The sequence below is a fragment of the Halalkalibacter alkalisediminis genome, assembly GCF_028610705.1.
In the GTDB taxonomy this organism is placed as follows: domain Bacteria; phylum Bacillota; class Bacilli; order Bacillales; family Bacillaceae_D; genus Halalkalibacter; species Halalkalibacter alkalisediminis.
This window is the reverse complement of record NZ_JAQQWT010000005.1, coordinates 69,179-89,342: the sequence shown is the minus strand read 5'-3', so window position 1 is coordinate 89,342 and position 20,164 is coordinate 69,179. Positions and strand designations below refer to the sequence as shown.

Below are 20,164 nucleotides of genomic sequence, written 5' to 3'. Positions count from 1 at the left end.
TCTTTAAAATCAAGGTTTAAATTGTGATATAATGAAAAAAATAATGTGATCTGAAAGGATGAACGGCATGCTAACTATTGAAGAAATTAAAGAAATCATACCACATCGCTATCCCTTTTTACTAATCGATCGAATTGAAGAAGTAGAGGATAAAAAGCGAGCTGTGGGCATTAAAAATGTGACAGCAAATGAAGAATTTTTTAATGGCCATTTTCCAGAATACCCTGTTATGCCAGGTGTTTTAATTGTTGAAGCACTTGCTCAAGTTGGAGCTGTGGCGATCTTGAAACCAGAAGAGAATCGTGGGAAACTGGCGTTTTTTGCGGGGATTGATAATTGTCGCTTTAAAAAACAGGTCAAGCCTGGGGATCAGCTTCGACTAGAAGTTGAAATTACTCGAGTGAAAGGTCCAATTGGAAAAGGTCATGCGGTTGCTACAGTAAACGGTGAGATTGCGTGTGAAACAGATATTACTTTTGCTATCAATTAATCCCTAACAAACGTAGGTACGACAACTGAAAGCGAGGCCAACGGGAATGTACGAAGCTTTTACACGTTTTGCTCAGAATGAAAAGAATGTAGAGATCCTATTCAACCATATGAATGATGGATTAATGATCACTAACAGCAGGCGTGAAATTATCATTGTCAATCCTGCGTTTGAACGGATCACAGGCTACGTTTTTAGCGAGGTTAAGGGCAAAAATCCTAACATTCTTCAATCGGGGAAAACCTCTCGAACCACCTTTATGGAGATGTGGGAAAATTTGAAGGAGCATGGATCGTGGACCGGTGAATTATTGAATCTTCGTAAAAACGGTCAGCCATTTTGGTCTTATATAACAATCACAAAAGTGGAAAATTTAAAAGAAGAGGATAGCTATTATATTGGTATTTTGCGTGATATGACAGTTAGAAAAAATCAAGAAGAGAACATGAAGCACCTTGCTTATCATGATGTGTTGACACAATTGCCCAATCGTATTCACTATACGGAATCATTAGAACTTGGCTTGCAGGTGGCAAAAGAAACAAACGAGAAGCTAGCTGTGATTTTCCTTGATTTTGATCGCTTTAAGAAAGTAAATGATTCTTTTGGGCATCAATTTGGAGATGAGCTATTGATCGAAATGGCCAACCGGATTAGAAATGTGTTTGGGGAGGATGGCTTCGTCAGCCGATTTGGAGGCGATGAATTTACCATCAGCGTACCTCATAGTCAAGATGAGGAAGTAACCATCCTGTTAGAAAAGCTTTTTGATGAATTTCGAATGCCTTTTTTTATTCGAGACCAATCCTTTTATATGACGCTGAGTGTGGGAATGAGCATTTTTCCCGAGCATGGAACGGATGTTGAGACCTTATTGAAAAATGCGGGTACGGCTCTGTTTTATACAAAGGAAGAAGGACGAAATAACGTTCATGTGTACGACCCGAAAATGAATGAAAAAACGGCTGATGAGCTATCACTAGAAGCTTCATTGCTCGAGGCTTTAGCTGATGATCAACTTGAGGTGTATTATCAGCTACAAGTCGATGTGGACTTGAATCGACCTTTTGGAGTAGAGGCCTTAATTCGATGGAATCATCCGGATCGAGGCATACTATCTCCAGCTGTGTTCTTGCCATTAGCTGAGGAGATTGGCATTCTTGCTGATCTGGATGAATGGGTGTTGAATCGAGCGCTTATGCAAGGGCAGACATGGTATGAGCAAGGGTATCAAAACTTGGTTATTTCTGTGAACATCTCAAGGGAGTTTTTTAAGCGAAGAGATTTTATTGAGCGAGTCAATCAAGCTTTAACGCAATCTGGTTTAGATCCTTCAAGGCTATGCCTAGAAGTAACAGAGAATACGGCGATCTTACATGTAGAAGAAATTAGAAACAAGCTGATTGCTTTAAAAGAACGTGGGATCAGAGTGTCACTGGATGACTTTGGGACCGGTTACTCTTCTCTTAGTCAGTTAAATTTATTCCCAATTGATACATTGAAAATTGATCAATCCTTCGTTCGTAAAACATCAAAAGAAAATGATGCCATTATTAAATTAATTATTGCTCTTGCTAAAAGTTTAGGTGTATCTGTTATCTGCGAAGGGGTCGAGACAGAAGAACAGTTGACTCTGATTCGAAATGAAGGGTGTTTTCAAGCCCAAGGCTATTTATTCAGTAAGCCGGTCCCTTTTGACAAATGTGAAAAAATGATGCATGAATTAAATCATTAAATACAGATCAACCTATATGAAAACCTATTTCTAATAAGAGATAGGTTTTTCATTTTTGTAACGAGTTTTGATATTGTTGTGTGAAAACATGAGATAGCTTGTGATAAATGTTAGACATTACCAAAAACAACCGCAACTCATAGACGGTCGAGTATAATCTTGTTAAGATACACAAAGACTAACAGCAGAGAGAAAACACCTGCTAGTCACATAATTATTTGGGGGTAATGAATATGAAAAAGTTTTTAATGACAACAGCAGCAGCTGTCTTATCACTAGGAGTAATCACAGCATGTGGAGCACCTGCAGAGGAAGATCCAATGCTAGAAGATCCAGCAGTAGAAGATCCAGCGATGGAAGAAGCGCCAGTGGAAGAAGCACCAATGGATGAGCCCATTACAGATGAGCCAGCATTAGATGATGAAGAATTCGATACAGAAGAAGAAATTGATGTAGATGTAGAAGGCGAAGAAACAGGCGACGAGTTCGCTGAAGAAGAAGAAGAAGCTACAAATTAATTAAGTCTTTTCAAGGAGAGAGATCTAGCGCAACTTGTTGCGCTAGATCCTTTTTTTGCAATGAAACCTGAAAATGGAGTGTTTCAGCTAGGTTGGAGTGCCTAAATACTCCCAGAAGATTAAAAAATCATCTGTGGTTTACTTCTTTAAAAAACGGAGGAAAATAGGACTTATTTCACGTTAGGAACTAAATGGAAGCCGGAATCAACGCATGAATGATAATCTTGGTGGAATACTTAGAATGAGCAGATTCATTTAAAACCAATGGAAAGGAGTTTTCACGATGAAAAAACAAACAAAGCCAAATGCCAAAGGTGCTAAGGGAAGAGAAAAGGATCCTCAAACGACAAATGAAGGTTCTGTAAGAGAAAAGCAGCAGCCCGTTCCTCAGCCAAAAGATTTTGAGGAAATAGAGTATTAGGAGTTTGCGTCCTTCAAGTCACGACCCAAATGAAAAGGTGTATTTTAAATATATATTTATTGTTACATAACCTGACGTGTTACCTTACAGATGTTTTCTTGCTTGGTATGATGGATGTAACAAAAAGAGATTACATTTTAGGAGGTCATACGACATGACAAACACTCAACTTAAAAATCCAGGAATCTTTACTTTAATGGCTCTTACATTGTCAGTGTTTTTTTCCTAAATATCATTAGTGGAACCAAAGCGGGAGAGTCGGCATAATTTGCCGACTCTCCCGCTTTTATAGTAGTTTATGTCACCATCCGATATTTGTTACAAGCACCTAATCTCCCTTGGTACATAGAGTGTTTGAGAAGGGGGAGATTTGTTTGAATTGGCAACAAAAAATTGGACATTTAATGGGGCAGCCCGTAGGAATTTCTTTCACTAATGGTACAGGAACATCTGGTATATTATGCAATGCAGATGGTCATCAGGTTTACATCATGGAATATATGTATCATTCACAGTTCGCTCTTAAACATTATGATTATCGTACAATCCAAGATATGAGTCCTTTCCCGCATTGTCAAAATCAGCATCACCCCAATTTATATGAATAAACGGCTCAAAGTTAGAGCCTGAGAAACTTACCCGTTGATTAAGGAACTTCTTATAAGATCAAGAGCCTCTCTAAACCATCGAGCGGCTTTTTTACTTTAGTGGAACTAGCTTGTAAAAGGTCTTTTTGATTTGTAAAGTACCCGTTACCGATTCAGTCTATGATAACGACGACTATCATATAGTGAATGACTGGGACAAAGGGATGGTCTTTCGGGGGGCAGTTATACATAATTTTTTACAATCAAACCGAAGGAACTATGACTAGTAGATGGGAATTTTACAATAAACAACAAGATTAATAAAATATTAATCATTTTCGACAAAAGTCGACACCGTTATTAAACATATGCTAGTGATGAAACAGGAGACAAATGGGTATTCAGATAGAAATCATAATGATTTCGTTTATTATTAATAGTTCGAAAAGCTTAGTTCATAAAAAGTCAAAATAATGGAATGATCGTTTTAGACCAAATGAAAAACGTGAAAATATGTAATATTAAACAAATTTTTATGTGGATTTTCAAGCATGTGAAGAAAACAGTAATAAAAATGAAATATAACTGACTTAAAATATGTATCCAAATGTAATAAAATGTAACACATTTATCCATACAGACTTTAGGCGGGCAAATAAATATGAAACCGCTTACTCGAATCATATTACTGATAGTGGTAGTTAATGACTAGATTTCGTAATATGGACGTTTATATACCATAGTCTGATTACAGTTATCTTGAATTTGGATTATGATCAGTGAGCGGATTTCCTGTTTATTACAAAGAGGTGGTTTGCCAAGTGAGATCTATTGGAGAGGGAAGTCAAATGTATATTCTAAGAAAGGTGTTGAGTAAATGATGGTCTTACTTTTAATCGTACTATCCATTTTGTTTGTTTTAATCCTGGGGATTACTGAAAAGATACGCCACCAAAGAAATATCGATTCTATACCAATTAGAGTGAATATCAATGGTATTCGTGGTAAATCAACCGTTACCCGCTTAATAACAGGAGTTTTAAAAGAAACAAAGAGAAAAACAATTGGAAAAACAACGGGGACATCAGCACGAATGATCTATTGGGATACAGATGAAGAGAAACCCATTAAAAGACGACTGGAAGGGCCAAACATTGGAGAACAAAGAAATGTTGTAAAAGAAGCAGCAGATCTAGGAGCAGAAGCCCTTGTCAGTGAGTGTATGGCTGTTAACCCAGATTACCAAATTGTATTTCAAGAGCAGATGCTACAGGCAAATGTAGGAGTCATAGTAAATGTGCTTGAAGATCATATGGATGTCATGGGTCCGACTTTGGATGAGGTAGCTGATGCTTTTACGGCGACCATTCCACATAATGGTCATCTAATCGTCTCTGAAAGTCCATATGTTGACTATTACAGAGAGGTTGCAAAACAAAGAGGTACAGAAGTAATTGTGGCAGATAACTCTCGTATTTCTGAAGAATTTCTACGCAAATTTGATTATATGATTTTTCCTGAAAATGCCTCATTGGCTTTAGCTGTTGCAGAGGCGCTTGGGATAGATGAGGAAACGGCATTTAAAGGAATGTTAAATGCCCCGATCGACCCGGGAGCCATGAGAATCGCGATACTAGGTAATCCGAAATATCCTTCTTATTTCGTCAATGGCTTTGCCGCAAACGATGCTTCATCGACACTGAAAATTTGGGAAAGGCTTGGAGAACTGGGCTATCCTACTGAAAAACCGGTCATTATTATGAATTGTCGTGCAGATCGAGTTGACCGAACTGAACAATTTGCTTTCGATGTCCTTCCACACATTGAGATGGAAGCACTTGTATTAATAGGAGAAACGACAAGACCCATTGTTGATGAGTATGAGGCAGGTAATATTCCAGCGAAGAAGATCTATAATCTAGAAAACTGGTCGACGGATGAAATTTTTACAGAACTCCAACAATTTCTGTCAGATACCGTTATCTATGGCGTAGGTAATATTCATGGAGCTGCTGAACCATTAATAGAAAAATTTGAACAAGAAAAAGAGAAGACGTTTATTAAAGACGTTGGCTAGGGGGAAGAGAATTTGTTTGGATCGGATTTATATATAGCATTAGTAATAGGAGTTGTTCTTAGTTTAATTTATGCAGAAAAAACGGGGGTATTACCGGCAGGGTTAATTGTCCCTGGTTATCTAGCATTAGTTTTTGACCAACCTATCTTTTTATTACTAGTCTTTTTAGTTAGTTTTCTAACGTATTTTATTGTTGTTTATGGGATTGGGAAAATAACCATTCTGTATGGCAGACGAAAATTTGCCGCCATGTTAACAACAGGTATTGTCTTGAAATTAGTGTTTGACTATTTTTACCCCGTGTTGCCCTTTGAGGCCTTCGAATTTAGAGGAATAGGGGTAATTGTTCCTGGGTTAATTGCCAATACAATTCAAAAACAAGGATTGGTTCCTACGGTAGGAAGCACGATCTTACTAAGCGGAATCACATTTGCAATTATATCAATCTATTATTTATTTTAGGTGGAGGTATTATGGATGTCCAAGAAGTTGATGCTACCAGAGAAGGTGCTCAAGTCAATAAAGAAAAATAAAAAAAGAGTAAACAAACACACGTTAATAGCAAGTGTTTTGACCTTAATTTTATTACTAATAACGCCTTTACTAGAAAGTAAAAAACATGCAGATACCTATTCAAATGACTCAGCTATTTTTACTGGAACAATGGTGGGTGATATGATGTTTGGCCGTCACATTGAAGAAGTCACCAAACGGTATGGACATGATTATCTTTTTGAACATGTAAAGCCGTTTTTTCAAGAATCCGATTATAGTACAGGGAATTTTGATCAACCCGTTGTATTAGGAGAATATGAAGAGATCGATAAACTTATTCATTTTAAAACAGGGGTTGAATCTGTTCAGGTATTAGAAAGAATGAATTTTACAAACGTTACATTGGCTAATACTCACACGTTAGATTATGGTCACAAAGGATTAGAAGATACAATTCATACGTTTGAGAACTCAACGGTCGGTTTTGTCGGTGCGGGACGAAATTTACAAGATGCACAATCGATCTTATATGAAGAAGTGAATGGAGTGACTACAGCAACGTTAGGTTTTACGGATGCTTATGTGAAAGGCACTCGTGCGCTAGATGAACGCGGAGGAATCTTAGTAGCAGATCCAGATCTATTTATGCCACTGGTTAATGAAGCAAATGAACATGCTGATTTGGTCATTGTCCATATGCATTGGGGACAGGAATATGAGAGTCATGCTCATCCTAGACAAGTCGATATGGCAAAAGCCATTGCAGATGCAGGAGCAGATATCATCATTGGTCACCACCCTCACGTCTTGATGTCAGTGGATATTTATAATGACACACTCATTATGTACAGCCTTGGTAATTTTATTTCTGATCAAGGGTGGAGTAGAACGAGAGATAGTGTGTTAGCACAATATCAGTTGGAAGAGGATGGTACAGGGAAATTAATTTTCAATCCAATGCGAATAAGAGAAGGACAACCTAAACCGCTTACTGGGGTGTCATCTGCTTATCATGAGGCAAGGATTTTCAGGCAACTTACGAAAGAAACGACTGATTCTGATAACTGGTACAAGGAGGAAGGAAAGTTAATTTTTGAAGTAGATCATTCACATGTTCTTGAAGGGATCTCTAATGATACTGAATAGAAAGCTTGCCATCGCTGTCTTCATTCTATTCCTAATCATTGGTTCGTTCATGTTCATTGGCAAAGAGAATGAAGAGCTGCCTTTTATTGAACAAAAGACTTTTCCTGATGATTTTGGAGTTAGTGCTGCAGATCCACTTGCTGTTAAAGTTGGCATGGATGTGCTTGAAAATGGTGGAAATGCGATTGATGCAGCCATTGCCGTTTCTTATGTCTTAGCCGTTGTAGAACCTTTTGGATCAGGTCTAGGTGGAGGTGGAGGCATGGTTGTTGTGCCTGATCATGACGAAAGCCCAGTCTTTTATGACTATCTAGTCATGGCTCCTGGCAGTGGGAATATTGCTGAGGGAAGCGTAGGTGTGCCTGGATTTGTAAAAGGGCTTGAACAAATTCACGAGGAGCTAGGCTCTATGCCAATGGAAACGTTACTACAGCCCGCGATTGATTTAGCCGAAGAGGGATTTCAAGTGAACTCTATTTTGACAGAACGGCTTCAAGCTGCAAGAAAAAGACTTCCGGTCAATCAATTAGAACACTTTTACCCGGGTGGTACAGCGATTAAACCAGGAGAAATACTTAAGCAACAAGAATTAGCCAATACGATAAAACTCATACAAGAAGATGGATCAGATGCTTTTTATTCGGGTGAAATTGGCCAGGAAATAACAAGTAGAGTTCAAGGTTTGGAGATGGAGGATTTACATGGCTACACGGTCGTAAAGAATGAGCCAGTTAAAGGGGTCTTTAACGGTTATCATATTTATTCTGCTCCACCACCATTTGCCGGTCTTACTCTAATTCAGAATTTACAAATGGCTGAGTTGATGGGAATAGAAAAGGCAGGAAGTGAGTCCGTTAACTTTGTTCATCTGCTGGCAGAAATATCAAAAAAAAGCTATGAATCTAGAATTGAATATATAGGAGATTTACATTTTAATCATGTACCTATTCGTAAATTAAGTAGTGTTGATTATGCCAAAGAATTAAGTTCTACTGTTCTTTTTAATCAACTTTCGAAAACGTCCAACAACGAGGCTACTCCTGCAGACAAGCTTGACCATAGTGATACCACTCATTTTGTTATTTACGATGAAGAGGGGACGATGGTATCTGCTACTCATACGTTAAGTAACTTTTTTGGATCGGGTATCTATACAGAGGGAATGTTTTTAAACAATCAATTAATGAATTTTAATCAAATTTCTTCATCACCTAATTTTTTAGAACCTAGAAAACGTCCAAGAAGTTTTATGGCTCCAACGATTCTTGCTAAGGATGACAAGCCGGTATTAGGCATTGGCTCGCCTGGAGGTGCAAGAATTCCTGCCGTTATTTCTCAAGTATTGATTCTTTCTATGCTATATGAAATCGATTTTCAAACAGCTATAGAGGCACCACGCTTTTTTGCTGAAGACGATACCCTTTATGTCGAAGAGCAGATTCCAGATGAAGTAAAAGCAGAATTAATAAACAGAGGATACAGAGTAGTTGTAAGAGAGTCTCCCGCTTTCTTCGGTGGAATTCAAGGTTTACTAGTGGATCATAACACAAATGAGCTAAACGGTGGAGCCGACTACCGAAGAAATGGAACATGGGAAATGAACAATTAATCGTGAATATGAGGTGTCTAAGTTGAAAAAGATCATAAGTTTTATAGGACCATTTATATTTTTAGCTACCATTTTAATCGGTATGAATTCGTTTAAACATGTAAATACACTTAATATCGTTGAGGAAACGATCATCGAAGAACACCTTTCGAAGTTTGAAGAGAAAAAGAAATTAGAGACTGAATTAGCTGAACAGATTATATCTAGCATTAATAAACAAACATGGGATGAACAGTAAGTGATCGTGATTTTCAAACCGATGAGAAGAGGACTCTGGTATCAAGTAAAGGCCACTGAAAAAGGTGAAAAATATTACCTGATTCAGTGGCCTCTTATCAAGTCAAGATCAAAAAGAGGTTTATCAGCTTCAAGTACTTGAAGCTGATAAACTGCCTTTTGAGTAATAAGGTGACAGCTAGTAACGGCTGCTTGCCTCAAACGGAAACACTCTTTTAAACTCTTAAGACATTTGGTGGAAGCTAGACGTTTTAAATAAAAGACCGTTAGGCGGTTTATTTAGAGAAAATACAGGATACCCAAATAGTCCAAAAGAGCATCTATTTTATAAACCCCAGTTTCAACAACGAGAGGATGGGTGAACTAGCTTTGTTAAAAAAATGGTTGACGTTAGGTTTATTGCTAAATATTTCCACTTCGTTTCTTTACCCCCATGCTGTATTAGGGGCAGAAGATCAAGAATCTTTGATAGATAATTATGGGGTGAGCTCTTCCCATCCTCTTGCCGTTGAAGTAGGGATGGAAGTACTTGAAAATGGGGGGAATGCAGCGGATGCCGCCGTTGCTGTTGCTTATACATTGAGTGTGGTTGAGCCGTATGGTTCAGGGATTGGTGGTGGTGGGCAGTTGCTGCTCTTACCACCGGAAGAAATGGAACCACTTGTTTATGATTATTGGTCTTCTGCTCCGTCAGATGAAGAGTGGGGGAATAAGGTGTCAGGTGTCCCTGGTTTCGTTAAAGGATTAGATGCCCTACATCAAGATTTCGGTTCAGAGCCATTCGCAAAGTTGATTTCTCCAGCGATCGAACTTGCCGAAAATGGTTTTGAAATTGATTATCTTTTATCAGAACGTCTGATTGCCGCAACTCCCCGGTTGCCAGTAGAGGATCTTCCTCATTTTTATCCTGGCTCTAAACCTATACAACCCGGGGAAACATTAAAGCAGTTGGAATTAGCCGAGACCCTAACTCAAATAAAAGAAAATGGTCCGGACGCTTTTTATAAAGGGGAAATTGGTAAACAGGTTACTGAAGCCGTTTCGTATTTAAATGAAACAGATTTAGAAGACTATCAAGTTAGAAAACCGAAACCTGTGAAAGGAGAATTGAATGAAGGAACGATTTATTCAGCTAGTCCTTCCCTTGCAGGGTTGCCGATTATCCAGTCGTTAAAAATAGCTGAAAAAGTAAGGATAGAAGAAATAAAAGATAATGAGAGTGAATTTACTCACGTAATGACAGAAATATTAAAACTGACTAGCAATGAACGAGTAAGAACGGTCGGGGATCCGGCATTTAACGATATTGATTTCGATGAGCTTGTGAGTGAAGAGTATATCGATAAACTGGCTGAACAAATTTCTTCTTCAAACTTCTCTACCACTACAGTGGATGATGGAGAAAAGGTGAACGATGGAAATACAGATACCACCCATTTTGTCATAATCGATCAGGATGGAATGATGATATCGGCCACCAATACGTTGAGTAACTTTTTTGGTTCAGGAACCTATACGGCAGGATTCTTTATGAATAATTCAGTTGAACATTTCAGTACGATGAGCACTTCACCGAACAGGTATGAACCTGGCAAGCGTGGAAGAAGTTCCGCTGCTCCCAGTATCTATATCGATAATGAAAGAGTCATCGGACTTGGAACTCCTGGAGGAACACGCATTCCATATGTGATGACAGAAGTGTTAACAAGACATCTTCTTCTTGATCAAACACTAGAAGAAGCTGTGGATGCAGCACGGTTTTATGGGCAAGAGGACGTCTTATATGTGGAAGAGCATTTTTCTGAGGACGTCATGGTCGATTTAATCAAAAAAGGTTATCAAGTTCAAGTCAGAAATCACCTAGTCTACTTCGGTGGAATTCAAGCGCTTGAATTGAATCTCGCTGATCATAGCATTAATGGAATTGCTGATATACGACGAGCTGGTACATGGGATGCAAAAGATAAAAGAGACACTCCTCTTTTATTGGAATTAGGTATTTCACTTTTCTTCCTACTATGTATTGCTTTCCCTGTCCTTCATTTATTTCATTGTTTACCTTGGTTCAGGTCGAAGGGGGAAGAGATTCAAGAAGGTTTTACAACAGAAAAGGGGATCAGTATTTTAGTGCCTTGCTACAATGAACAAGGGATTATTGAAACGTCTGTTAACAGTATGAAATCCTTGTCCTATTCCAAATTTGAGGTTGTTTATATCAATGATGGCTCAAACGACCAAACTATGGTTCTTTTAAATGAATATTTAAAGTTGATACCCTGTACTAGGATTCCATACAGAAAGCTGTCTCATACGAAAGTGAGAAACTGCTATCAATCAGAGCTTTACCCTCATATTTACGTTGTAGATAAAACGAATGGTGGAAAGGCCGATGCCTTGAATGCAGGCATTGAATATTCTAGCCAAGATGTCATTGTCACGTTAGACGCTGACACGATCTTAACGGATACAGCTTTACCGGCTATTAACAAAAAGTTTGAAGATCCGAACATAGTAGCCGCAGGAGGAATGGTGCACATTTTACAAACCAAAACATCCAGACCTTTGAGCCGGATGTCGTTGCTTCATACTAATCTGTTAGTGCGTCTTCAAATGTTAGATTTTCTAAAAGCCTTTTATATTACGAAAATTTCACTTGCGCGTTTTCATGCTTTAGCGATCATTTCCGGGGCTTTCGGTATTTTTAGAAAACAAGCCCTTTTAGATGTAGGAGGATATCGAACAACCGTTGGCGAAGACATTGACATTACCTTGAAAATGCATAGATACATCTCGAAACGTAAGAATAAGAAGATTATTCTTATACCTGAAGCAATCTGTTATACAGAGTTACCTGAGACTTTTAAAGACTTTTTCAAACAACGTGTTCGTTGGCAAAAAGCTTATATCGACTGTCTGATTTATTTCCGTTCTTTTTTTGCTAAAAGTTTATTTAGCCGAGCAGTCTCGTTTTTCTATATATTTGAAGCGTTTTTAGCAGGAACGATCTCAGCCTTTATTATGTTAGGGATATTTGTGATCAACGCGATCTATTATCCTCCTGAATCGTATACGCAATATGTCTTTTTATATTTAGTATACTTATTTTTATTTAGTGTCGTGTATGATCTCGTGTCAATTGGAATGAGTAGATATTACGGATTTAAGTTTGGGAAAAACGATGGATTCCGTTTATGTACCGCGATTGCTATTGATGTTTTGGTCTATCGTATCGTCATTTTATACATTGTACTGTACGGAAGCATTGCTTATTTCTTTAATCATGACTGGAATAAAGTTGCCCGGACAGGAAGAAACTATCAAACGGAATCTAAGTCTAAATCGGCAGCCTAATGGGGGATGTTCACATTTCCTTTTTGACTCAATGACAAAGAGGGAATCTTCTAAAAGTGCTAAAGCTGAAGACTTTATGAAAAGTGAGGTTGCAATGCAGTGGGAAAGAAAGTTCTACTTGTTATATTAACAATAATGGGTGTTTTAATAGTAGGAACAGGCAGTTACGGAATCTATTTCTGGCAGATGGTCACCTCCACAGTAGCAAGCATCCAAGAAGAAGATTTTGACCGTGAAAAATCTGAAATGCGTCAAGAAGAAGTTAATCTAACAGATGGCGACCCGATTTCGGTCCTGCTCATGGGATTGGATGAGCGTATCAATCGCCTGGATCTTGCACGTAGCGATACCTTAATCTTATTAACGATTAATCCTCATTTAGAATCGGTGCATATGGTAAGCATTCCTCGTGATTCGTATACGGAGATAAGAGGAAACCGAACAAAAGATAAAATTAGTCATGCTCATTCAATTGGTGGAATGGAGACGAGCATACGAACGGTAGAAAACTTCTTAGACGTTCCAGTTGATTATTTTATTAGAGTGAATATGGACAGTTTTAAAGATGTGGTTGATGCAGTAGGAGGAGTGGAAGTAGAGAATCATTTAGATTTTACTTTTTATGATGTCCATTATCCAAAAGGCGTAATCCATTTAGATGGTGAAAAGGCATTGGGTTACTCTCGCATGAGACATTTAGATCCAAAAGGAGACTTTGGCCGACAGCTCAGGCAGCGCCAAGTCATTGAAGCAGTGATGGAGAAGGGATCTAATCTATCATCTATCACCCATTTTGACGATCTATTTAAAGTGATTGAAAATAACGTAAAAACGAACTTGACTTTAGATGAGATGTGGACGATTCAATCAGGATATAAAAAGGCTATCGAGCAGATAGAGCAGCACCAAATAGAAGGAGAAGAAACAAAAAAGAATGGAGTTTACTATTATTTACCGGATGAGGAACATCTACAGTTCCTTTCTAATAAACTAAACGAACATCTTGAGGTTAATAGATAATATTTTTAAAGTGGGCATTTACGTTCACAACACGTGCCTGCTATGATCAAACGATCATAGCAGGCTTTTTGGCGTAAGATACCTCTTACTCTAGTTAGGGTGCACCAGGCATGCGCACATTCTCTAGGGTTCAAGTCCGCTTTTGTGAAAAACGAACTTCATAGGCTAGATGTTTTTGGATGGAACCGCCATATACAAAACCGCATAAGGTGGGGTGAGAAGTGAGTGAGCCTCTGAAATAGTCGATGAAGTAAGTTTGTAAGTGAACAGATAGGGGAAAGATTCATTAGATGGTAATGAGAAAAATGATTAATTATATGGTGTATAGTCTTATAGCGCTCATGTATGGTTGAACTAAAACTTAATTAGAAAAGTTTACAAAAAAGAAAAAAGGAGTGGTTGGATGAAAAAGTTCCTCGCCTTCATCATCGTCCTGGTGATGCTGTCTGGGGTCCTCCTTGATGACGCGTTTGCCGAGGAAGAACAGGACGCTGCAGCAGAGTTAGCTATTGAAATGATCGGTCCAAATGACCAAAATTTTATTACGTCAGAGCTTGTCCAGTATATATTTGAAGAATCTAAAGGAATCACGCTCCCTCGTTACGCCCGTGAACAGAAAGGGTTAGGAACGGAAGTAGAACGATTCTCTATTTTTCTGGAACGTGGCAGGAAGGAATCTCGCATACGGCCATTTACCTCGGCGATGATCACATCATCCATGCCACGGGAGAAGAAGGAGAAACGACCATTTCGTATATGAATGAGTACTGGAAAAAGCATTTTACCGGGGTAAAACGCTTCGATGATTTAACGCTTCAATATGATAATGAAGCGGTATTTGAAGCCTATCAGGTTCTTGGTACAGAGTACTCTCTTGGAGGCGCTTCGCCAGAACAAGGCTTTGACACGGGCGGCCTCGTTCAGTATGTATATAAAAAAGGCTTGAATATCGATTTGCCACGCTATGGAAACCAGCAATGGCAGGAAGGAACTGAAATATCCAGGGATGAAATAGAACGCGGAGACCTGATGTTCTTTGAAGGGTCAAGTTTAATCCCTGCTGTGTATATCGGGAATAATCAAATCATTGTCGCCACCCATTCCTCTGGTGTAGCCATCGTCAATCTGACGACAAGCTCGTATTGGCCGCCGCGATATGTGGGAAGCAGGACGTATGAAAGACCTCAGGAAGAAAACAGGGAAGCACAGCTTGCTGAAGCATACAATGGGGATGCATATGAAGGAACCTCTGCCGAATTTATTCAGCAGCTCTTTGAAGAAGGCTCGGGCATGACCCTGCCGGCAACCATTGAAATGCTTCGCCAAAGCGGCGAGAAGATTCATATCGAAGAGCTCAAGCGAGGAGATCTGATGTTCTTTGCTGGGGAAGATGGCGGAAACACTGCAGAGCTTGCTGCGATTTACCTTGGAGAAGGCCGATTCGCAGCTGCCATAGATGGGAAAATCGCCATCACTGAAATGAATACAGATGAATATTGGATTAAGAGATTACTAGAAGGAAGACGAATAACAGAATAACCGTTCTTGAGTGCCTGGCACCAGTGTCAAGCAAAGTGGGAGAGTCGGCATAATTTGCCGGCTCTCCCACTACTTTTAGTATGTAAACCACCTAAAATGCCATCTGCTTAGTCTAGAACTTCTCCTGTTCCAGACAAAATCTTCATTTGATCATTTTCATAGCCAACCGTGTAAGTCACTTTGTATTTACTATTCGTATAGCTGCCATTACTTCGTTCTTTAGCTGTAATAGTGGCCGTGACGATGACATCATCCTCTATTATAATTGTTAATTCATCGATCAACACCGATTCCGTATGTAAATACCCCTCACGGAACGATTCATAGGATGTATTCCCTTGCCAAGAGCTTCCCAGTAAAGAATACGCTGTGACAAAATCTTGAAAATTGATGCTTTCGTAGAAGTAGTTGATTAAATACTGAGCTAAGTCTTCGTCTAAATAGGTTTCTTCTTTCAAAACATCATCATCCGCATCTTCCACGATATTTGGCAAGGTAGTCATCGGTGAATCGGACCAGCCCTCCATTAAAGCGATAACGTTTGGTAGTGGAATACTAAACCCAATCGATCCTTGATCAGCCGCCGCCGAGTTAATACCGAGCACTTCACCTGTATGACGATTAATCAGAGGACCACCGCTATTTCCTGGTGCAATGGGGGCTGAAAATTGATAGACATCCTCATAGTGATAAGGCGGTAATTCTAATTCGCGACCCACTCCACTAATAATCCCAGTTGTGACTGTATTTTGAAATCCTAACGGGCTCCCTAATGCAAGCACTTCATCCCCGATATCTGCGTGCTTCTCTCTACTAACTTGTAAGGGTTCCATGCCTTTTAGCCCGTCCACACGTACAACGGCAACATCTGTATTTTCACTAATTCCAATTACTTTTCCGGAGAATTCGCGGTTGTCTGTCGTTTTAACTTGTACATCTGTTGACCCAGCAACGACGTGAGCATTGGTCACCACATCGCCTTGATCATTATATAAAAACCCAGAACCTAAGGAGTCATTTGCTAGTTCAATCTGAACGACTCGCTTTTGAGTTTCACGGATAATTTCTTTCATTTCCTTGGGTTCGGCAGCTGCAGAGATTTCATTTGAGGCAATTTGTTCACTAGTTAAAATAGTCGATTGGGTATTAAGCTGGTTCGGAACAGATTCCTTTATGAAGGTAAAAGCATATACGCCAGCACTCCAGATTAAAATGGTTGTAAAGCAACTAATGAGCCACTGTTTTTTCATGTTATCTCTCCTTACTCGACATACCAAGTAATGTTTTCAATTTCAACATCTACATCTTCAAATAGATAGAAAACAACATCCTCGAATGAGCCTTGTTCTCCTCTATTCACATAATACGGGTAGACAGTCATCGAACGATCAAATAGTAAGGCACCTTCTAAATCGTACACCTTATATTCAATCGTAACGGCAGAAATGTCTTTCGTGGCTACGTTTGTAATGTCGCCATATATATATAAGTCACCATATTCATCAACCTCATAGTCAAACGAGGTAACTTCAACGGCTGCGGTTTGATTTTGCAAGTCCTCTCTGGCCGCGGCTTCTATCGCATTTTCAATGCGCGTCTGCTCGGCTTTTTCAAAGGCAGCTCGTTCCTGTTCAATTTTTTCCTTGAAGGTGAGGAGCGTTTTATTGTCTGTTGCATATTCAAGTCCTTGATTCACGGTTGCAATGGCATCTGTAAATTGCTTCTTTTGTAACTGTTGTTCCGCAAGGGCACTCGATATTTGAACAATCTTCGTGATAATTTGTTCTTTGATGGCAATGGCTTCTTCTGAATGTAAGGTAGCAATGATATTTAGCTTATCAACCAACTGACGAACGGTTGATAACTCACTTAATTCCTGTTTTGTTTTCCCAACGGTTACGGTCACTTCTTTTGCAGAGGTTAATTCAGCAATCGAATCAAATAAAGGGTCTCCTTCCGACTCGATGGTTTCTTTTAATAAAAAAAGACTCTCTTCCGCTTCGGTGAAGTTTTGCTCTTTTATTTTGTCACTAATAGACTCTAGTTCAGCCATGTAACTAGAGGCTCGATTGACCGCTTCGATGTCGTGCTGCAAAACCGCATAAGTTGGACGCATGTTCAGAGCTAGTTGTAACGTTTTTTCAGCCTTTGCATACTCACCATTTAAGGCCGCGGTCTCAGCTGACTGTTGCAAAGAAAGAACTTCTTCATTTTTGTTTATTTCATTAAAATAGGCTGCTGATACGCCTCCACCGACTAATAGCATGCTAACAATGGGAAGTAGGATGGGTAGTTTTTTTAGGATGCGACTACGTGAAACCAGATTAATGTCTTTTGGGGGGACAAATTCATCAAAGGTTGCTGCCATCTCTGACTCAACAGTGGATTGATTTTGTGGAATTGTCGGGCAAAGTTCTTGATCGATTCCAGATTCTTCAGAAGGATGTAAGACAGATCCCGAGGGCACCTCTTTTGTAACTAGCGTTTGTTCAACATGTTCTCCCGTGGATGATACTCTTTCACCACAGTTTGAACAAAAGCGAGCTTTCTCAAGCAATGGCCCGCCACATTTATGACAAAACATGATAAAAATCCTCCTAATCAGGCTTAAATATACTATAATCTTAGATGATTATACAAGATTAGACAATGCTAATGGAATGACCAATTTATTACACAATTATTACATTTCATAACACCCCCTAAAAATCAAATGTCATTCCGTATAGATGACCGTAAACTAATTTTGGAGGGATTTTTTTATGTCAAAAAACAATAGAACTCTGAATGCAAACGTTCGTAATGTAGTAGCTACTAGTGTGTTGACAACGGCTTTCGCTTTTACTTTGGTAACAGGACAAGCTTCTGCCAATACGGATGTGCAAGAGAGTTACTTTGAAGTGGTTCAGGAAACAGAAGTAGTAGTTGAAGATCAATCCTCTCAAGAGGGAGAAACAACAGAAGGATCTTCAGAATCTGAAACTACTAAAGAGGATGATCATTTTATAGAATTAATTGAAGTAGATCATGATGTACATACGGATGAAGAAGTTGAAGTGAAAACACCTGCCCTCCTTCCTGGTGACCTTTTGTATTTCACTAAACAAGTAATGGAGAACGTACGACTTGCCTTAACGTTTGACGATGTAAAAGAAGCTGAAATGTTGGTTTCCCTTGTCCAAGAGCGTATTAAAGAGGCAGCGGCTTTACTAGCAGAAGGTAAAGAGGATAAAGCCCATGAAGTTCTTCAAAAAGCAATTGACCAACAGGAGTTGGCATTAGAAAAATACAAAAACTTAGAAGAAGCAACTGAAGAAGAGGAAACAGAAGAAGTGACAGTAGTAGAAGAAGAGGCTGTTGTCATTGAGGAGGATACACAAGAAGAAGATCAAGAAAATTCGATTCAAGATGAGCTTGAAGCAAAATTTTCTTCCAACATCCTTGCTTTACAAGCAGCCTTAGATAAAGTAGGAAACGCTCAAGCTAGAGAGTCTCTAGAGAAAAACATCGTAAAGGCTCAAGAAAAACTTGAAAAGAAAATCAACAAAAGATTAGCGAAGCTAGCAGAGAAAGAACTTAAAGCGGAAGAACTTGAGGAAGAAGAGTACCAAGACGAAACAGCTGAAGGTAATGAAGACTTCATTGAAGCAACAGAAGAAGTTTTTGAGGATATCGAAGAAGACACAGATGAACTAGCAAAAGTTCAAGAAAAAGCAAACAAAGAAGCAGCTAAAAAAGCGGAAGAAAAGCAACGTGAAGAAGCAAAGCAACAAAGAGAAGCAGCTAAAAAGGCTGAAGAAAAGCAACGTGAAGAAGTAAAGCAACAAAGAGAAGCAGCTAAAAAGGCTGAAAAAAAGCAACGTGAAGAAGCAAAGCAACAAAGAGAAGCAGCTAAAAAGGCTGAAGAAAAGCAACGTGAAGAAGCAAAGCAACAAAGGGAAGCAGCTAATAAAGCGGAAGAAAATAAAAAAGGGAAAAATGAGTAAACATAAAGAAGATAGAGGACAAAGAGGATGCATTCCTTTTTGTTCTTTTTTTTATACAATGCGTGTACGCAAGACCACTTGTCATTGTAAAGCCCGATTATGACAATAAAATCTTCATGCGTTCATAAAAAGGTCTAAGTTATTTCTAAATAAACTCATAGTTTAGTAATATTTCTTCTGTAAAGTGTAGGACAAGCAGTTAGGAAAACTGCAAAAAATGACAAAAGGAGGGTACTACCTATTATTTTCGACCCTTACATCAATCTTTAAGAATGTAATAGAGAGTCCAGCCTGATCAATCTATCACTTACGCTTTAAGAGGAGGAAGAACATGGTTAAAAAAGGAAATGAACAAGTGAAAAGAGGAAAGAACTCTAAAAAAGTAGTACCTTTGGTGTTATCTACAGCGATGCTTGCAAGTGCATTTGCTGCTGCGGGCGCACCCGTTTCAGCTTCAGAACTAGCGGAGAGAGACGAAAACCATGGCCAAATTGTATCGGAAGTGGCAAATAGTATTCCTGGTTCACCTGAAAAAGGGCAGATGATGCGAGAGGTGGCTAAAGGTCATTATGATGTAGCAGATGACTTAGATAACGCAGATGAAGAAGCGGACGAGACAGACCATATAGATGAAGAAGAAAATGAAGAAGAAGCAGTGGATGAGACAGACAGCACAGATGAAGAAGGAACCGAAGAAGAAGTAGATGAGAATGATAGCATAGAAGAAGGAATCGAAGAAGAAGAAGTAGATGAGAATGACAGCGCAGATGAAGAAGGAATCGAAGAAGAAGCATTAGATGAGACAGAGAGCATAGATGAAGAAGGAATCGAAGAAGAAGCATTAGATGAGACAGACAGCATAGATGAAGAAGGAACCGAAGAAGAAGCATTAGATGAGACAGACAGCATAGATGAAGAAGGAACCGAAGAAGAAGCATTAGATGAGACAGACA

At 39.0% G+C, this 20,164-nt stretch carries 17 protein-coding genes and 1 pseudogene; 16 read left to right on the top strand and 2 right to left on the bottom strand.

The window, feature by feature from the left end; translation table 11 throughout:
- The first annotated feature begins 67 nt into the window (after positions 1-67).
- From fabZ to PQ474_RS09330, 14 genes are all read left to right on the top strand, one after another.
- The gene (fabZ, locus tag PQ474_RS09395) at positions 68-490 is read left to right on the top strand and encodes a 3-hydroxyacyl-ACP dehydratase FabZ (RefSeq protein ID WP_273842299.1); all 423 of its coding nucleotides are present in this window, start codon (positions 68-70) and stop codon (positions 488-490) included.
- Between the two features lie 46 nt (positions 491-536).
- Entirely contained in the window at positions 537-2,225 is a 1,689-nt protein-coding gene (locus PQ474_RS09390) for a putative bifunctional diguanylate cyclase/phosphodiesterase (protein WP_273842297.1), read from the top strand.
- Positions 2,226-2,458: 233 nt separating this feature from the next.
- On the top strand, positions 2,459-2,743 hold the full coding sequence (locus tag PQ474_RS09385) for a hypothetical protein (RefSeq protein WP_273842294.1): 285 nt from the start codon (positions 2,459-2,461) through the stop codon (positions 2,741-2,743).
- Between the two features lie 283 nt (positions 2,744-3,026).
- The gene (locus PQ474_RS09380; RefSeq protein WP_273842292.1) at positions 3,027-3,164 is read left to right on the top strand and encodes a hypothetical protein; all 138 of its coding nucleotides are present in this window, start codon (positions 3,027-3,029) and stop codon (positions 3,162-3,164) included.
- Between the two features lie 374 nt (positions 3,165-3,538).
- On the top strand, positions 3,539-3,772 hold the full coding sequence (locus PQ474_RS09375) for a hypothetical protein (RefSeq protein WP_273842289.1): 234 nt from the start codon (positions 3,539-3,541) through the stop codon (positions 3,770-3,772).
- A gap of 859 nt (positions 3,773-4,631) precedes the next feature.
- Entirely contained in the window at positions 4,632-5,828 is a 1,197-nt protein-coding gene (pgsB, locus tag PQ474_RS09370) for a poly-gamma-glutamate synthase PgsB (protein WP_273842852.1), read from the top strand.
- A gap of 12 nt (positions 5,829-5,840) precedes the next feature.
- Positions 5,841-6,290 carry a poly-gamma-glutamate biosynthesis protein PgsC gene (pgsC, locus tag PQ474_RS09365; RefSeq protein ID WP_273842285.1) on the top strand — a complete coding sequence of 150 codons (450 nt, stop codon included), beginning with the start codon at positions 5,841-5,843 and terminating at the stop codon, positions 6,288-6,290.
- A gap of 15 nt (positions 6,291-6,305) precedes the next feature.
- The gene (locus tag PQ474_RS09360; protein ID WP_273842283.1) at positions 6,306-7,469 is read left to right on the top strand and encodes a CapA family protein; all 1,164 of its coding nucleotides are present in this window, start codon (positions 6,306-6,308) and stop codon (positions 7,467-7,469) included.
- Entirely contained in the window at positions 7,456-9,078 is a 1,623-nt protein-coding gene (gene ggt / locus PQ474_RS09355) for a gamma-glutamyltransferase (protein WP_273842281.1), read from the top strand. Before PQ474_RS09360 ends, ggt begins: the two co-directional genes overlap by 14 nt.
- A gap of 22 nt (positions 9,079-9,100) precedes the next feature.
- Complete coding sequence (locus PQ474_RS09350) at positions 9,101-9,316, top strand: hypothetical protein (RefSeq protein ID WP_273842278.1); 216 nt, start codon at positions 9,101-9,103, stop codon at positions 9,314-9,316.
- A 368-nt stretch (positions 9,317-9,684) separates the two neighbouring features.
- Positions 9,685-12,666 (top strand): gamma-glutamyltransferase, encoded by a 2,982-nt coding sequence (locus PQ474_RS09345; RefSeq protein WP_273842275.1) that lies wholly within the window; start codon positions 9,685-9,687, stop codon positions 12,664-12,666.
- 135 nt (positions 12,667-12,801) lie between these two features.
- A complete protein-coding gene (locus PQ474_RS09340) occupies positions 12,802-13,686 on the top strand; it encodes an LCP family glycopolymer transferase (RefSeq protein WP_273842850.1) in 885 nt (294 codons plus the stop codon).
- Between the two features lie 403 nt (positions 13,687-14,089).
- On the top strand, positions 14,090-14,446 hold the full coding sequence (locus tag PQ474_RS09335; protein ID WP_273842273.1) for a hypothetical protein: 357 nt from the start codon (positions 14,090-14,092) through the stop codon (positions 14,444-14,446).
- Entirely contained in the window at positions 14,329-15,225 is an 897-nt protein-coding gene (locus PQ474_RS09330) for an NlpC/P60 family protein (RefSeq protein ID WP_390187174.1), read from the top strand. The genes PQ474_RS09335 and PQ474_RS09330 overlap by 118 nt, the downstream gene beginning before the upstream one ends.
- 107 nt (positions 15,226-15,332) lie before the next feature.
- On the opposite strand, the gene PQ474_RS09325 is transcribed toward PQ474_RS09330, so the two are convergent.
- Together PQ474_RS09325 and PQ474_RS09320 are read right to left on the bottom strand one after the other, a co-directional pair.
- Positions 15,333-16,475 carry a S1C family serine protease gene (locus PQ474_RS09325; protein WP_273842270.1) on the bottom strand — a complete coding sequence of 381 codons (1,143 nt, stop codon included), beginning with the start codon at positions 16,473-16,475 and terminating at the stop codon, positions 15,333-15,335.
- A gap of 11 nt (positions 16,476-16,486) precedes the next feature.
- Positions 16,487-17,809, bottom strand: coding sequence for an FxLYD domain-containing protein (locus PQ474_RS09320; protein WP_273842269.1), 1,323 nt, complete (start codon positions 17,807-17,809; stop codon positions 16,487-16,489).
- Positions 17,810-17,987: 178 nt separating this feature from the next.
- Between PQ474_RS09320 and PQ474_RS09315 the strand changes: the two genes are divergently transcribed.
- Both PQ474_RS09315 and PQ474_RS09310 read left to right on the top strand, forming a co-directional pair.
- Positions 17,988-19,211: a DUF5667 domain-containing protein gene (locus PQ474_RS09315; protein ID WP_273842268.1), complete on the top strand. Its 1,224-nt coding sequence runs from the start codon at positions 17,988-17,990 to the stop codon at positions 19,209-19,211.
- A 331-nt stretch (positions 19,212-19,542) separates the two neighbouring features.
- A pseudogene (locus PQ474_RS09310) lies at positions 19,543-20,164 on the top strand (hypothetical protein); the annotation flags it as partial.

Coding starts and splice junctions, on each gene's coding strand:
- fabZ (WP_273842299.1), top strand. CDS start 68: ATGCTAACTATTGAAGAAATTAAAGAAATCATACCACATCGCTATCCC.
- PQ474_RS09390 (WP_273842297.1), top strand. CDS start 537: ATGTACGAAGCTTTTACACGTTTTGCTCAGAATGAAAAGAATGTAGAG.
- PQ474_RS09385 (WP_273842294.1), top strand. CDS start 2,459: ATGAAAAAGTTTTTAATGACAACAGCAGCAGCTGTCTTATCACTAGGA.
- PQ474_RS09380 (WP_273842292.1), top strand. CDS start 3,027: ATGAAAAAACAAACAAAGCCAAATGCCAAAGGTGCTAAGGGAAGAGAA.
- pgsB (WP_273842852.1), top strand. CDS start 4,632: ATGGTCTTACTTTTAATCGTACTATCCATTTTGTTTGTTTTAATCCTG.
- PQ474_RS09360 (WP_273842283.1), top strand. CDS start 6,306: ATGTCCAAGAAGTTGATGCTACCAGAGAAGGTGCTCAAGTCAATAAAG.
- ggt (WP_273842281.1), top strand. CDS start 7,456: ATGATACTGAATAGAAAGCTTGCCATCGCTGTCTTCATTCTATTCCTA.
- PQ474_RS09340 (WP_273842850.1), top strand. CDS start 12,802: ATGGGTGTTTTAATAGTAGGAACAGGCAGTTACGGAATCTATTTCTGG.
- PQ474_RS09335 (WP_273842273.1), top strand. CDS start 14,090: ATGAAAAAGTTCCTCGCCTTCATCATCGTCCTGGTGATGCTGTCTGGG.
- PQ474_RS09325 (WP_273842270.1), bottom strand. CDS start 16,475: ATGAAAAAACAGTGGCTCATTAGTTGCTTTACAACCATTTTAATCTGG.
- PQ474_RS09320 (WP_273842269.1), bottom strand. CDS start 17,809: ATGTTTTGTCATAAATGTGGCGGGCCATTGCTTGAGAAAGCTCGCTTT.
- PQ474_RS09315 (WP_273842268.1), top strand. CDS start 17,988: ATGTCAAAAAACAATAGAACTCTGAATGCAAACGTTCGTAATGTAGTA.